Here is a 13,437-nt window from a genome sequence, read left to right as displayed (position 1 = left end):
GGTGAGACCATGACTACATCGATCGGCAAAACTAACCTGTTGGGGTTGACTCAACCGGAAATGGAGAAATTCTTCGACTCAATCGGGGAGAAGCGTTTCCGTGCCGGTCAGGTAATGAAATGGATTCACCACTTTGGCGTCGATGATTTCGACGCCATGACGAATGTCGGCAAGGCCTTGCGCGAGAAGCTCAAGGCCGTTGCCGAGATTCGCGGTCCGGAAGTGGTCAGCGAGGACATCTCCAGCGACGGCACCCGCAAATGGGTGGTGCGCGTGGCGTCCGGCAGCTGCGTCGAGACCGTGTACATTCCCCAGGGCAAGCGCGGCACTCTGTGCGTTTCGTCCCAGGCAGGCTGTGCCCTGGATTGCAGTTTCTGCTCCACCGGCAAGCAAGGCTTCAATAGCAACCTCACCGCCGCCGAAGTCATCGGCCAGGTGTGGATTGCCAACAAATCCTTTGGCAGCGTCCCGGCAACCGTCGACCGTGCCATCACCAACGTGGTGATGATGGGCATGGGTGAGCCGCTGCTGAACTTCGACAACGTCATCGCCGCCATGCACCTGATGATGGACGACCTGGGCTACGGCATTTCCAAGCGCCGTGTGACCCTGTCCACCTCCGGCGTGGTGCCGATGATCGATGAGCTGGCCAAGCACATCGACGTGTCCCTGGCGTTGTCCCTGCACGCACCCAACGATGCGCTGCGCAACCAGCTGGTGCCAATCAACAAGAAGTACCCGCTGAAGATGCTCCTGGAGTCCTGCCAGCGCTACATGTCCTCCCTGGGCGAGAAGCGCGTGCTGACCATCGAGTACACCCTGCTCAAGGACGTCAACGACAAGCTGGAACACGCGGTTGAGATGATCGAGTTGCTCAAGGACATTCCTTGCAAGATCAACCTGATCCCGTTCAACCCGTTCCCTCATTCCGGTTACGAGCGTCCGAGCAACAACGCCATTCGTCGTTTCCAGGACCAACTGCATCATGCCGGCTTCAATGTCACCGTGCGCACGACTCGCGGTGAAGACATCGATGCCGCCTGCGGTCAGTTGGTCGGGCAGGTGCTGGATCGCACCCGCCGTAGCGAACGTTATATCGCCGTGCGTGAGCTGAGCGCCGACGCCGATATGCCGCAAAGCGCCGCGACCCGTACCTGAGAGAGGATCTCCATGACCCTGCGCTTCGCGCTGCTCCTGCTTGTTGCCAGTCTCTGTGCTGGCTGTGTTCTGTCGGGTGATTCCAGTCCGATGAACACCAGCAAGGGCCGTGATGAGGCGCGCGAGGCCTACGTACAGTTGGGCCTGGGGTATTTGCAGCAGGGCATGAGCGAAAGGGCCAAGGTGCCATTGAAAAAGGCCCTGGAGCTGGCGCCTGCCGATGCTGATGCCAACGCCGCCCTGGCGCTGGTGTTCCAGGCCGAGATGGAACCTGCGCTGGCCGATGAGCACTTTCGCCAAGCCCTGGCGGCCCGTCCGGACAGTGCGCGTATCCTCAACAACTACGGCAGCTTCCTGTTCGAAGAAAAACGTTACAAAGAGGCTTATCAGCGCTTCGAGCAGGCCGCTGCTGATACTCTGTACCCCGAGCGTTCCCGGGTGTTCGAAAACCTCGGTATGACTGCTTCCAAGCTGGGCCAGCGTGAGCTGGCCCAACTGCAACTGGAAAAAGCCCTGCGCCTGAATCACCAACAGCCCCGCGCATTGCTGGAAATGGCTGAGTTGTCTTACGAAGACAGGCATTATGTGCCCGCGCGCGACTATTACGATCGTTTTAGCCTGCTCGGCGAGCAAAATGCACGTAGTCTATTGCTCGGCGTTCGGCTGGCAACGGTGTTCGAAGATCGCGACAAGGCCGCCAGTTACGGCCTGCAACTAAAACGACTTTATCCCGGTACGCCGGAATATCAGCAATACCTGTCGGAGCAATGATGAAAGCGGCGCATCCCGAAGTTCAAGCAGTGACTCGCGTAAACCCCGGTGAGACCCTGCGTCAGGCCCGCGAAAGCAATGGTTGGTCGCTGGCTGAAGTGGCCCACAAGCTCAACCTCACCGTGAGCTCCCTGAGCAATCTGGAAGCCGGCGCGTTCGACAAACTGCCAGGGCATACCTTTGCTCGCGGCTATATCCGTGCCTACGCCAAATTGCTGGGCATGGACCAGGCCATCCTGGTACAGGAATTCGATCAATACACCGGTACCGACTCCCAAGGCAGCAGCGTTCATGCTCTGGGTCGTATCGAAGAGCCGGTACGGGTTTCCCACACCATCCTGCGCATCGTCAGCTTGCTGCTGTTGGTGGCCGTGGTGGGTGGCGGTTTCATCTGGTGGCAGGATCAGTCCTCCTTGCGCGGCAAGGAGCCGATCTCCTTGAGTCCCGAGCACGTTGAGGTTGAGGGTGCCGATGGCACCACGCAGATCCATCCAATCGACGAGCCGGAAGACCAGGCCGTCGCCGAAGGTCAGAGCGAAGCCCAGGACAACGCCGCGCAAACTCAGAGCCTGGCTGCTGCTGAGGCGCCTGCCAATCCAGTGGCGCCTGCAACGTCGGCTCCGGTTGCGACTCCTGCGGCCCCAACCGCTCCTGCGCATACCGCCCCGACCGTTGCGCCCGTTGTCAGCGCACCAGCAGTTCAGGCGCCGGTTCCGGCTGTCGTACCCGCTACGCCAGCGAATCCTGCCACCGCAGCGGCGCCAACCACTCCGGTCGCCGGTTCGGGCCAGGTGCAGATCCAGTTCAGTGCCGACTGCTGGGCCCAGGTCATCGATGGCAATGGCAAGATTCTGCTCAGTGCTTTAAAACGCAAGGGTGAAACGGTCGATGTTAGCGGCAAGCCGCCTTTTGCCGTACGTCTGGGGTATGCCCGTGGCGCACAAATTTCTTACAACGGTCAGGCGGTGGATATCGCCCCGTTCACCAGTGGCGAGACCGCTCGCCTGAAGTTAGGTCAATAAGTCATGCACGGCGAATCTCCAATCAAACGTCGCGAGTCCCGCAAGATCTGGGTCGGCTCGGTACCGGTCGGTGGCGATGCCCCGATCGCAGTGCAGAGCATGACCAACAGCGACACCAACGACGTGGCCGCAACCGTCGCCCAGATCAACCGCCTTGAAGCTGCCGGTGTCGACATCGTGCGGGTCTCGGTGCCGGACATGGACGCCGCCGAGGCGTTCGGTCGCATCAAGCAGCAGGTCAAGGTGCCGCTGGTGGCCGACATTCACTTCGACTACAAGATCGCCCTGCGCGTAGCCGAGCTGGGTGTCGATTGCCTGCGGATCAACCCCGGCAACATCGGTCGCGAAGATCGGGTGCGTGCGGTGGTGGATGCCGCCCGTGACCGCGGAATTCCGATCCGTATCGGGGTCAACGCCGGCTCCCTGGAAAAAGATCTGCAGAAAAAGTACGGCGAACCGACTCCAGCAGCGTTGGTTGAGTCGGCACTGCGCCACGTCGAGCACCTTGAACGCCTGAATTTCCAGGACTTCAAGGTCAGCGTGAAGGCGTCCGACGTGTTTATGGCCGTCGAAGCCTATCGCTTGCTGGCCAAGGAAATCATCCAGCCTCTGCACCTGGGGATCACCGAAGCCGGCGGATTGCGTTCAGGCACGGTGAAATCCGCCGTCGGCCTCGGTATGCTGCTGGCCGAAGGCATTGGCGATACCATTCGCATCTCGTTGGCGGCCGACCCGGTCGAGGAAGTGAAGGTCGGCTACGACATTCTCAAGTCCCTGCACCTGCGTTCCCGTGGCATCAACTTCATCGCTTGCCCGAGCTGCTCGCGGCAGAATTTCGATGTGGTGAAAACCATGAACGAACTGGAAGGGCGCCTGGAAGACTTGCTGGTGCCGTTGGATGTCGCAGTGATCGGTTGTGTGGTCAACGGTCCGGGTGAAGCCAAAGAGGCGCATATCGGCCTGACCGGTGGTACGCCGAATCTGATCTACATCGACGGCAAGCCTGCACAGAAACTGACCAATGACAATCTGGTGGACGAGCTTGAAAAGCTGATCCGGCAGAAGGCGGCCGAAAAGGTTGAAGCCGACGCAGCGCTTATCGCTCGCGGCTAACCGAACGTATTTAAGGATTTTTTGTGAGCAAGTCTCTGCAAGCCATTCGTGGCATGAATGACATCCTGCCCGAGCAGACGCCCCTGTGGCGTTATTTCGAGGGCACTGTGGCGCGTCTGCTGGATAACTACGGCTACAAGCAGATCCGCATGCCGATCGTCGAATTCACCGAGCTGTTCAAGCGCTCCATCGGTGAAGTGACCGACATCGTCGAAAAAGAGATGTACACCTTCGAAGACCGCAACGGTGATTCCCTGACCCTGCGTCCGGAAGGCACTGCGGCGTGCGTCCGCGCTGTACTCGAGCACGGCATCACTGGCGGTGGCCAGGTGCAGAAGCTCTGGTACATCGGCCCGATGTTCCGTCACGAGCGCCCGCAGAAAGGCCGTTATCGCCAGTTCCACCAGATCGGTTGCGAGGTTTTCAACCTCGACGGTCCGGACATTGATGCTGAGCTGATCGTGCTGACCTGGCGCCTGTGGGGCGAGCTGGGCATCCGTGATGCGGTCAAGCTCGAACTGAACAGCCTGGGCACTGCTGAGGCTCGCGCACGTTATCGCGACGCGCTGGTGGCGTTCCTGTCGGCGCGCATGGACAAGCTGGACGAAGACAGCCAGCGTCGCCTGAAGACCAATCCGCTGCGCGTGCTCGATACCAAGAATCCGGACACTCAAGCCGTACTGGTGGACGCGCCCAAGCTGGCCGACTACCTGGACGAAGAGTCCCGTGTGCACTTCGAGGGGCTCAAGGCCCGTCTGGACGCCGCGGGTATCCCTTATGTGATCAACCCGAAGCTGGTGCGCGGGCTGGATTACTACAGCAAGACCGTTTTCGAATGGGTCACCGACAAGCTCGGCGCCCAGGGCACAGTGTGTGCCGGCGGCCGTTACGACGGGCTGGTCGAGCAAATGGGTGGCAAACCTACACCGGGTGTTGGCTTCGCGATGGGGATCGAACGTCTGGTGCTGCTGCTGGAAACCCTGGAGCAGATCCCGCAAGAAATCTCGCGTCAGGTCGACGTTTACCTCTGCGCCTTCGGCGAGGCTGCCGAACTGGCCGCACTGGCGCTGAGTGAGCGCGTTCGAGACCAATTGCCGAACCTGCGTCTGCAGATCAATGCCGGTGCCGGCAGCTTCAAGAGCCAATTCAAGAAGGCCGACAAGAGCGGTGCGTTGTACGCGCTGATCCTTGGTGACGACGAACTGGCCCAGCAAGTGGTAGGTTTCAAACCCCTGCGTGGCCAGGGTGAACAACAAAGCATTGCCTGGGATGCGCTCGCCGCGCACCTGGCCACCTGCATCGTGCAGGGTTGAAGCTGTCAAACAGCCGATTTAGCGAATAAGGAGTATTGGGGTGTCGAGTACCGAAGATGAACAGCTGGCGGAATTGAAAGACTGGTGGCAGCGCAACGGCAAACCCCTGGTGACTGGCGGCCTGTTGGCCTTGGTTATCGTGTTCGGCTGGCAGGCCTGGCACAAGTATCAGAACAATCAGTCGCAAGGTGCTTCGGTGCTCTATCAGCAACTGCTGGAAACCACCCTGACGCCAGATGGCAAGCCTGACGCCGCCCGGGTTGCAGACCTGGCCGGCAAGCTCAACAGCGAGTTCGGCGGTACTGCCTACGCGCAATACGGCAACCTGTTCGTGGCCAAGGTAGCCGTGGACACCGGCAAGCTGGACGACGCAGCGGCGCAGCTCAAAGCAGTGCTCGACAAGCCGGCGAGCCCGGCTCTGGGTGAAGTGGCGCGCCAGCGTCTGGCCCAGGTGCTGGCGGCGCAGAACAAGGCTGACGAGGCCTTGAAGCTGCTCGAGGGTGATGCCGACAAGGCGTTCCTGGCGACCCGCGAAGAACTCAAGGGTGATCTGCTGGTCCAGTTGGGCCGTGTGGATGAAGCCCATGCGGCATACCAAAAAGCCAAGGCGGCGCTCTCGGATGAGGCGGCGGTCGGTGGCTTACAAATCAAGCTGGACGACCTGGCCAAAGGGGATGCATGACGTGATCCGTTGGAAACATGCAGCATTGCTGGCCCTGGCCTTGTTGGCCGCGGGTTGCAGCAGCAATAGCAAGAAAGAACTGCCGCCGGCTGAACTGGTCGACTTCAAAGAAGAAGTGGTCCTGCAGAAGCAGTGGAGCCGTTCGATCGGTGACGGTCAGGGCGAAACCTACAACATGCTGGTGCCGGCGATCGATGGTGACACCATCTATGCCGCCGACGTCACTGGCGTTGTGGTTTCCATGGATCGCATGAACGGCGACGTCAAATGGAAGAAAGATCTTGAACTGCCTGTTTCCGGCGCCGTCGGCGTGGGTTACGGCCTGGTCATGATCGGCACTCTGAAAGGCGAAGTGGTTGCCCTGGATGCTTCCAGCGGTGAAGAGAAGTGGCGCTCCCGGGTCACCAGTGAAGTGCTGGCTCCGCCGGCGACCAACGGTGACGTGGTCGTGGTCCAGACTCAGGATGACCGTTTGATTGGCCTCGATGCCAGCACCGGCAACCAGCTCTGGCTCTACGACAGCACTCCAGCGGTACTGACCCTGCGGGGCACCAGTGCGCCGTTGGCCACCAACCGTCTGGCCCTGGCCGGTCTCTCCACTGGCAAGGTGGTGGCGCTGGATATCCGCAACGGCGTGCCGGTGTGGGAGCAGCGTGTCGCTATTCCACAAGGCCGTTCCGAGCTGGATCGGGTAGTGGACATCGACGGCGGCTTGCTGCTGTCCGGCGGTACCCTGTACGTCGCCAGCTATCAGGGACGTGTGGTTGCCCTGGACCTGGAGAGCGGTCGTCCGCTGTGGCAGCGTGACGCTTCCAGCTATGCCGGTGTGGCGCAAGGTTTTGGCAGCGTCTATGTCAGCCTGTCGTCGGGCACCGTGGAAGGCGTGGACGAGCGTTCGACTACGGCCCTGTGGAGCAACGACTCCCTGGCCCGTCGTCAACTGTCGGCCCCGGAAGTCTTCTCCAGCTACGTAGCGGTGGGTGACCTGGAAGGTTACCTGCACCTGCTGAGTCAGGTGGACGGTCGTTTCGTCGGCCGTACCCGCATCGATAGCGACGGCTTGCGCGCTCGTCCGCTGGTGGTGGGCGACATGATTTATGTGTATGGCAACAGCGGCAAACTGGAAGCCCTGACCATCAAGTAATGGTTTGACTATGCTTGGGGTTGATTCCCCAAGCGGCCTTGTCTCGACAAGGTTCGCAGCACTTCAAGGTGCTGCCCCGAGCACCAGCCGCTGCCTCGCAGCGGCTTTTGTATTTTCGCAATTAACGCAGTGGAGAGCCGCATGGTTCCCGTAATCGCCCTGGTGGGCCGACCTAACGTCGGCAAGTCCACCTTGTTCAACCGCCTGACTCGGACTCGCGACGCCATTGTTGGCGACCTGTCCGGTCTGACCCGTGATCGCCAATACGGTGAGGCCAAGTGGCAAGGGCGTACCTATATTCTGATCGACACCGGTGGTATTTCCGGTGACGAACATGGCATGGATGAAAAGATGGCCGAGCAGTCGCTGCTGGCCATCGAAGAAGCTGATGTGGTGTTGTTCCTGGTGGACGCCAAGGCCGGGTTTACCGCGGCCGACCAGATGATTGGCGAACACCTGCGCAAACGTAACAAGACCTCCTACGTGATCGCCAACAAGGTCGACAACATCGACCCGGACATGGCCCGCGCCGAGTTCGCGCCACTGGGTATGGGCGATGCGATTCCAATCGCTGGTGCTCATGGCCGCGGCATCACCCAGATGCTGGAAATCGCCCTGAGCGAGTTCCCCAAGGATGACGCCGACGAGCCGGAAGAAGGTGAGGAAGAGATCGTCGCCGAAGGCGAGGAAGCCAAGCGCATTCCTGGTCCGAGCGAGAAAGACGGGATCAAGATCGCCATCATCGGCCGCCCCAACGTGGGTAAATCCACGCTGGTCAACCGCATGCTCGGTGAAGACCGGGTCATCGTCTACGACCAGCCCGGCACCACCCGCGACAGTATCTACATCCCGTTCGAGCGCAACGACGAGAAGTACACGCTGATCGACACCGCCGGTGTGCGCAAGCGCGGCAAGATCCACGAGGAAGTTGAAAAGTTCTCGGTGGTCAAAACCCTGCAAGCGATCAAAGACGCCAACGTGGTGATCTTTGTCATGGACGCCCGGGAAGGCGTGGTGGACCACGACTTGAACCTGCTGGGCTTCGCCCTGGAAGCCGGTCGGGCCCTGGTGATCGCCCTGAACAAGTGGGACGGCATGCAGCCAAGCGAGCGCGACTATGTGAAGACCGAGCTGCAGCGCCGGTTGTTCTTCGTCGACTTCGCCGATATCCACTTCATCTCGGCCTTGCACGGAACCGGCGTGGGCAACCTCTACCAGTCGGTGCAGAACTCCTTCAAGTCGGCGGTGACCCGCTGGCCGACCAGCCGCCTGACGCAGATTCTCGAAGACGCCGTTGGCGAGCACGCGCCGCCCATGGTCAACAACCGTCGGATCAAGCTGCGCTACGCCCACTTGGGCGGTGCCAACCCGCCGCTGATCGTGATTCACGGCAACCAGGTGGAGAAGGTACCGAAGTCCTACGTGCGTTACCTGGAAAACACCTACCGTCGCGTACTGAAGCTGGTGGGCACACCGATTCGTATCGAGTTCAAGGGTGGCGAGAACCCGTACGAAGGCAACAAGAACACGCTGACCGACCGCCAGGTCAACAAGAAGCGTCGTTTGATGTCGCACCACAAGAAGGCCGACAAGAAGCGCCGCGACAAGCGCTGAGCGACCGGGATTTGTGTGGGTAAGAGGGCGCTTTATGCGCCCTTTTTCATGCCCGGTGTTTGGGCTATTCTCGGGACCTCCCGCGCCGTCGTAGAGCCGGGTGTTCAGCAGGGAATCCTCATGATCACCAGTAAGCTGCCGAATGTCGGCACCACCATCTTCACGCAGATGTCCCAGCTCGCGGTTGAAACCGGAGCGCTCAATCTGTCCCAGGGCTTCCCTGATTTCGAGGGTCCCCAAGCCTTGCGTGACGCGGTTGGACGGCATATCGCCAATGGCCACAACCAATACGCACCCATGACCGGATTGCCGGCCTTGCGCCAACAGGTGGCGGCGAAAATCGCTCGCTGCTATGGCGTCGAGGTCAATGCCGACAGCGAAGTGACCATCACCCCGGGCGCCACCCAGGCCATTTTCTGTGCCATCCAGGCGGTGATTCAGCGCGGTGACGAGGTCATCGTTTTCGATCCCTGTTACGACAGTTATGAGCCGGCAGTGGAACTAGCCGGCGGCCGTTGCGTGCATGTGCAACTGGGCCTTGATGACTTTGCCATCGACTGGCAGAAACTTGGCGAAGCCCTGAGCCCGCGTACGCGGATGATCATTCTGAACACGCCGCACAACCCCAGTGGAGCCTTGATCAGCCGTGCCGAACTGGACCAGTTGGCAGCGCTGATCCGTGATCGCGACATCTACCTGGTCAGCGATGAGGTCTATGAGCACCTGGTGTTTGACGGTGTGCCCCATGTCAGTGTTTTGGCCCACGAGGAGCTGTATCCGCGGGCTTTCGTCGTCAGCTCTTTCGGCAAGACCTACCACGTGACCGGCTGGAAGACCGGTTATGTCGTAGCGCCACCGGCCTTGAGCGCCGAGCTGCGCAAGGTGCATCAATATGTCAGCTTCTGCGGCGTGACCCCTTTGCAGTACGCTCTGGCGGACTTCATGGCCGAATGCCCGGAACATGTCGAGCAGCTACCGGCCTTCTACCAGGCCAAGCGTGATCTGTTCTGCGACTTGCTGAGCCCTTCGCGCTTCAGCTTTACCCGGGTGGCCGGCACCTACTTTCAACTGGTGGACTATTCGCAGATTCGTCCAGACTTGAATGACGTCGACATGGCAACCTGGATGACCCGCGAACACGGCGTGGCAGCCATTCCGGTGTCGGTGTTCTATCAGCAGCCGCCCCAGGGGCAGCGTCTGGTACGTCTGTGTTTTGCCAAGCGCGAGGAGACGCTGCGTCAGGCAGCGGAGAAACTATGCGTGATCTGAGTGCGTTACCCGATCTGAATCTGGCGTTGATCCAGACCACCCTGGCCTGGCATGACCGCCAGGCCAACTTCGAGCATTTCGAGCAGTTGCTGGAGCAGGCCCGCGGTGCGGATCTGATCATTCTCCCGGAAATGTTCACCACCGGATTCTCCATGGAATCCAGCACCTTGGCGGAGGCGGAGAACGGCCCCACCAGCAAGTGGCTGCGCTGTCAGGCGAAGAAGCTCGATGCGGTGATCACTGGTAGCGTGATCATCCAGGCGGCGGACGGCAGCCATCGCAACCGCCTGTTGTGGGCGCGTCCCGACGGTGAAGTCTGGCATTACGACAAGCGCCACCTGTTCCGCATGGCCGGCGAGCACAATCACTTCACCCCAGGTGAGCGCCAGGTACAGTTCGAACTCAAGGGGTGGCGGATTCGTCCGCTGATCTGCTACGACCTGCGTTTTCCGGTGTGGAGCCGCGATGCCCAGGACACTGATCTGCTGCTGTACACCGCCAACTGGCCCGGGGCTCGGCGGCTGCACTGGAACCGCTTGTTGCCGGCCCGAGCCATTGAAAACCTGTGCTATGTCGCTGCGGTGAACCGGATAGGTACCGACGGCAAGGGCTTTGCGTATACCGGTGACAGCCAGGTGTTGGACTACCAGGGCGAGACCCTTCTCAGTGCCGGTGAGGCGGATGGGGTGTTCCAGGTACGTTTGAACGCCAGCGAGTTGGCGGCCTATCGAGCACGCTTTCCCGCGAATCTCGACGCCGATACCTTCATGTTCACCTAGAAGGATTGGGGCGCGGCAGCACACTTTTTTACAGGTTGCCGATATCAAGCTTCAGGGATGAAAGCCGATAGGACGGGCATTCAGGAGGAATCACTCATGACCACCATCAATGCCAATGTCGTCAATCCTTACCCGCTGTCCGCGCCGAAAGCGGTGACGGGTGAAGGCGAAGACACCAGCACCAGCCCACTGGCGCCGGTGGCTGAAAGCAAGGACGCCGAAGACAAGGAACTGCGAGTCAACTCCGCGGATGCCAGTATCGATGCCGTGAAAGGCGCCGGCGATCCGGTCGAGCAGTTGCAGAAGCAGATCGAACAGACCCAGAAGATCCTGACACAACAGCAGGCGCAACTGGCTAGTGTCGAGAAGGGCCAGGCCAGCGATGAGCAGAAAGTCCAGCAAGTGATGGAGATCCAGACCCAGATCGCCGTGACCAACAGCACCTTGCAAGTGTTGCAGGCGGCCTTGTTGCAGGCCATGTTCAGCGTCGATGTGCATGCCTGAGGCACACATCTCCAGTTGTTAGCTTAATGCCACATACAAAAAGGCCCCGAGGAGCAGAACTCCCCGGGGCCTTTTTTATCAGGGCTGCTTAAGCGGCCTTGGCTTCCTGCTCGCTCAGGGAGCGGTTCAGTGCACTGAACAGCGCCTTGAAGCTGGCAGTGGTGATGTTTTCGTCGATACCAACACCGTGGACCGCACGCTCACCGTTGACCCGCAGTTCGATGTAGGCCGCAGCCTTGGCGTTGGTGCCCGCACCAATGGCGTGTTCGTTGTAGTCCATGATCTCTACAGGAATCGGCAGGCCGGCCACCAGGGCCTCCAGGGCGCCATTGCCCTTGCCGCGCCAGCTCAGGTTGGTTTCGCCCTGGCCCTTGCTCGACACTTCCACTTCCACAGCGCTGTGGCCGTTTTCTTCCTGCAGGCGATGGCTGACCAGCGCGTACGGGGTGTTGGCCTGCAAGTATTCGCTGTGCAACAGCGCGTGGATTTGCTGGGCGGTCATCTCCAGACCCAGGCGGTCGGTTTCACGTTGCACCACCTGGCTGAACTCGATCTGCATGCGGCGCGGCAAGCTGATGCCGTACTCCTGTTCCAGCAGGTAGGCGATACCGCCTTTGCCCGACTGACTGTTGACGCGGATGACCGCCTCGTAGCTGCGACCGATGTCGGCCGGATCGATCGGCAAGTACGGCACTTCCCACAAGCCATCGGCTTTCTGCTGGGCGAAGCCCTTGCGGATCGCGTCCTGGTGGGAGCCGGAGAAGGCGGTGTGCACCAGGTCGCCGACATAAGGATGGCGCGGATGCACGGCAATCTGGTTGCACTCTTCCACGACTTTGCGTACGCCGTCGATGTCGGAGAAGTCCAGTTCCGGGTTCACACCCTGGGTGTAGAGGTTCAAGGCCACGGTGACCAGATCGACGTTGCCGGTACGTTCGCCGTTGCCGAACAGGCAGCCTTCGACACGGTCGGCGCCCGCCATCAGGCCCAACTCGGTGGCGGCTACGCCAGTGCCACGGTCGTTGTGGGTGTGCAGGCTGATGAGCACGCTGTCACGACGGTTGATGTGGCGGCAGAACCACTCGATCTGGTCGGCATAGATATTGGGTGTCGCCACTTCAACAGTGGCCGGCAGGTTGAGGATCACCTTGTTGGTCGGCGTCGCGTTCCAGACTTCCACCACGGCGTCGCAGACTTCCTTGGCGAACTCCAGTTCGGTGGCGCTGAAGGTTTCTGGCGAGTATTCGAACTGCCATTGGGTTTCCGGCTGCTGGGCGGCGTATTTGACGAACAGCTTGGCCGCGTTCACCGCGATTTCTTTCACACCGGCCTTGTCCTGGTTGAAGACAATGCGGCGGAACGAAGGGCTGGTGGCGTTGTACAGGTGGACGATGGCTTTCTTGGCACCACGCAAGGATTCGAAGGTGCGGGCGATCAGGTCTTCACGGGCCTGGGTCAGCACCTGGATGGTGGTGTCGTCCGGGATGTGGCCGCCTTCGATCAGGGTGCGCACGAAGTCGAAGTCGGTTTGCGAGGCGGCAGGGAACGAAGCCTCGATCTCTTTTACGCCAACGGCCACCAGGGTCTTCCAGAAACGCAGCTTCTTGACCGCATCCATCGGCTCGATCAGCGACTGGTTGCCATCACGCAAGTCCGAGCTGCACCAGATCGGCGCGCGGGTGATGGTCTTCGACGGCCAGGTGCGGTCCGGCAAGTTGATGGTCGGGAACGCGCGGTACTTGGAGGAGGGGTCTTTGAGCATGGTCATGGAGAAATCCTTATGGTCCGGGCCGAAAAGAGGCGGCCTACCGGTGAGTCAAGAGTGCAGTGTTGACGCAGGGGGATGAGGCACCGCGATTCAGCCTGGCAGTCGTGCGCTGACGAGGCAGAGGCTCCGGTGTTGACGACGCTGAATGAGGGTGTGAGAGGTTTTCATGTGCTCAACCCTAACCACTGAGGTGAGAGATGGCAAGCAGTCGAAAAAAATTGAGAGGAATACTCGAAATCGAATCTATATCGAGATTTTATGCCGGCTATTCTTTGAAAGAATACTAACGATTGCGCAGTC

At 60.3% G+C, this 13,437-nt stretch carries 12 protein-coding genes; 11 read left to right on the top strand and 1 reads right to left on the bottom strand.

The features are described from left to right. The first annotated feature begins 9 nt into the window (after positions 1–9). The 11 genes from rlmN to KHO49_RS23750 all read left to right on the top strand — a co-directional run bounded on the left by rlmN (position 10) and on the right by KHO49_RS23750 (position 11,369). Positions 10–1,158, top strand: coding sequence for a dual-specificity RNA methyltransferase RlmN (gene rlmN / locus KHO49_RS23800; RefSeq protein ID WP_102860398.1), 1,149 nt, complete (start codon positions 10–12; stop codon positions 1,156–1,158). Positions 1,159–1,170: 12 nt separating this feature from the next. After that, the gene (gene pilW / locus KHO49_RS23795) at positions 1,171–1,929 is read left to right on the top strand and encodes a type IV pilus biogenesis/stability protein PilW (protein ID WP_102860399.1); all 759 of its coding nucleotides are present in this window, start codon (positions 1,171–1,173) and stop codon (positions 1,927–1,929) included. Then, on the top strand, positions 1,929–2,951 hold the full coding sequence (locus KHO49_RS23790; protein WP_213665900.1) for a RodZ domain-containing protein: 1,023 nt from the start codon (positions 1,929–1,931) through the stop codon (positions 2,949–2,951). Before pilW ends, KHO49_RS23790 begins: the two co-directional genes overlap by 1 nt. Before the next feature lie 3 nt (positions 2,952–2,954). After that, positions 2,955–4,064, top strand: coding sequence for a flavodoxin-dependent (E)-4-hydroxy-3-methylbut-2-enyl-diphosphate synthase (gene ispG / locus KHO49_RS23785; RefSeq protein WP_016968333.1), 1,110 nt, complete (start codon positions 2,955–2,957; stop codon positions 4,062–4,064). A gap of 23 nt (positions 4,065–4,087) precedes the next feature. After that, positions 4,088–5,377, top strand: a complete 1,290-nt coding sequence (gene hisS, locus KHO49_RS23780) for a histidine--tRNA ligase (RefSeq protein ID WP_102860401.1) — start codon at positions 4,088–4,090, stop codon at positions 5,375–5,377. Between the two features lie 40 nt (positions 5,378–5,417). Continuing rightward, the gene (locus tag KHO49_RS23775; protein WP_102860402.1) at positions 5,418–6,059 is read left to right on the top strand and encodes a tetratricopeptide repeat protein; all 642 of its coding nucleotides are present in this window, start codon (positions 5,418–5,420) and stop codon (positions 6,057–6,059) included. Next, a complete protein-coding gene (bamB, locus tag KHO49_RS23770; RefSeq protein WP_213665899.1) occupies positions 6,052–7,203 on the top strand; it encodes an outer membrane protein assembly factor BamB in 1,152 nt (383 codons plus the stop codon). Before KHO49_RS23775 ends, bamB begins: the two co-directional genes overlap by 8 nt. Before the next feature lie 141 nt (positions 7,204–7,344). After that, positions 7,345–8,817, top strand: a complete 1,473-nt coding sequence (gene der, locus KHO49_RS23765) for a ribosome biogenesis GTPase Der (protein WP_011063203.1) — start codon at positions 7,345–7,347, stop codon at positions 8,815–8,817. Positions 8,818–8,937: 120 nt separating this feature from the next. Then, positions 8,938–10,086, top strand: a complete 1,149-nt coding sequence (locus KHO49_RS23760; protein ID WP_213665898.1) for a pyridoxal phosphate-dependent aminotransferase — start codon at positions 8,938–8,940, stop codon at positions 10,084–10,086. Beyond that, complete coding sequence (locus KHO49_RS23755) at positions 10,074–10,865, top strand: amidohydrolase (RefSeq protein ID WP_110597132.1); 792 nt, start codon at positions 10,074–10,076, stop codon at positions 10,863–10,865. The genes KHO49_RS23760 and KHO49_RS23755 overlap by 13 nt, the downstream gene beginning before the upstream one ends. 96 nt (positions 10,866–10,961) lie before the next feature. Further along, positions 10,962–11,369 carry a hypothetical protein gene (locus KHO49_RS23750; protein WP_213665897.1) on the top strand — a complete coding sequence of 136 codons (408 nt, stop codon included), beginning with the start codon at positions 10,962–10,964 and terminating at the stop codon, positions 11,367–11,369. Positions 11,370–11,457: 88 nt separating this feature from the next. Here KHO49_RS23750 and leuA read toward each other — a convergent pair whose 3' ends face one another. Further along, entirely contained in the window at positions 11,458–13,137 is a 1,680-nt protein-coding gene (gene leuA / locus KHO49_RS23745; RefSeq protein WP_102880803.1) for a 2-isopropylmalate synthase, read from the bottom strand. Positions 13,138–13,437: the final 300 nt, after the last annotated feature.

The sequence above is a fragment of the Pseudomonas sp. RC4D1 genome (assembly GCF_018390395.1).
Taxonomy (GTDB): domain Bacteria; phylum Pseudomonadota; class Gammaproteobacteria; order Pseudomonadales; family Pseudomonadaceae; genus Aquipseudomonas; species Aquipseudomonas danubii.
This window is presented reverse-complemented; position numbering and strand designations above follow the sequence as displayed.

Bases quoted from the DNA above. Each gene is read 5' to 3' on its own strand.
- der (WP_011063203.1), top strand. From the start codon at position 7,345: ATGGTTCCCGTAATCGCCCTGGTGGGCCGACCTAACGTCGGCAAGTCC.
- ispG (WP_016968333.1), top strand. From the start codon at position 2,955: ATGCACGGCGAATCTCCAATCAAACGTCGCGAGTCCCGCAAGATCTGG.
- KHO49_RS23755 (WP_110597132.1), top strand. From the start codon at position 10,074: ATGCGTGATCTGAGTGCGTTACCCGATCTGAATCTGGCGTTGATCCAG.
- rlmN (WP_102860398.1), top strand. From the start codon at position 10: ATGACTACATCGATCGGCAAAACTAACCTGTTGGGGTTGACTCAACCG.
- leuA (WP_102880803.1), bottom strand. From the start codon at position 13,137: ATGACCATGCTCAAAGACCCCTCCTCCAAGTACCGCGCGTTCCCGACC.
- KHO49_RS23760 (WP_213665898.1), top strand. From the start codon at position 8,938: ATGATCACCAGTAAGCTGCCGAATGTCGGCACCACCATCTTCACGCAG.
- bamB (WP_213665899.1), top strand. From the start codon at position 6,052: ATGCATGACGTGATCCGTTGGAAACATGCAGCATTGCTGGCCCTGGCC.
- KHO49_RS23750 (WP_213665897.1), top strand. From the start codon at position 10,962: ATGACCACCATCAATGCCAATGTCGTCAATCCTTACCCGCTGTCCGCG.
- KHO49_RS23790 (WP_213665900.1), top strand. From the start codon at position 1,929: ATGAAAGCGGCGCATCCCGAAGTTCAAGCAGTGACTCGCGTAAACCCC.
- pilW (WP_102860399.1), top strand. From the start codon at position 1,171: ATGACCCTGCGCTTCGCGCTGCTCCTGCTTGTTGCCAGTCTCTGTGCT.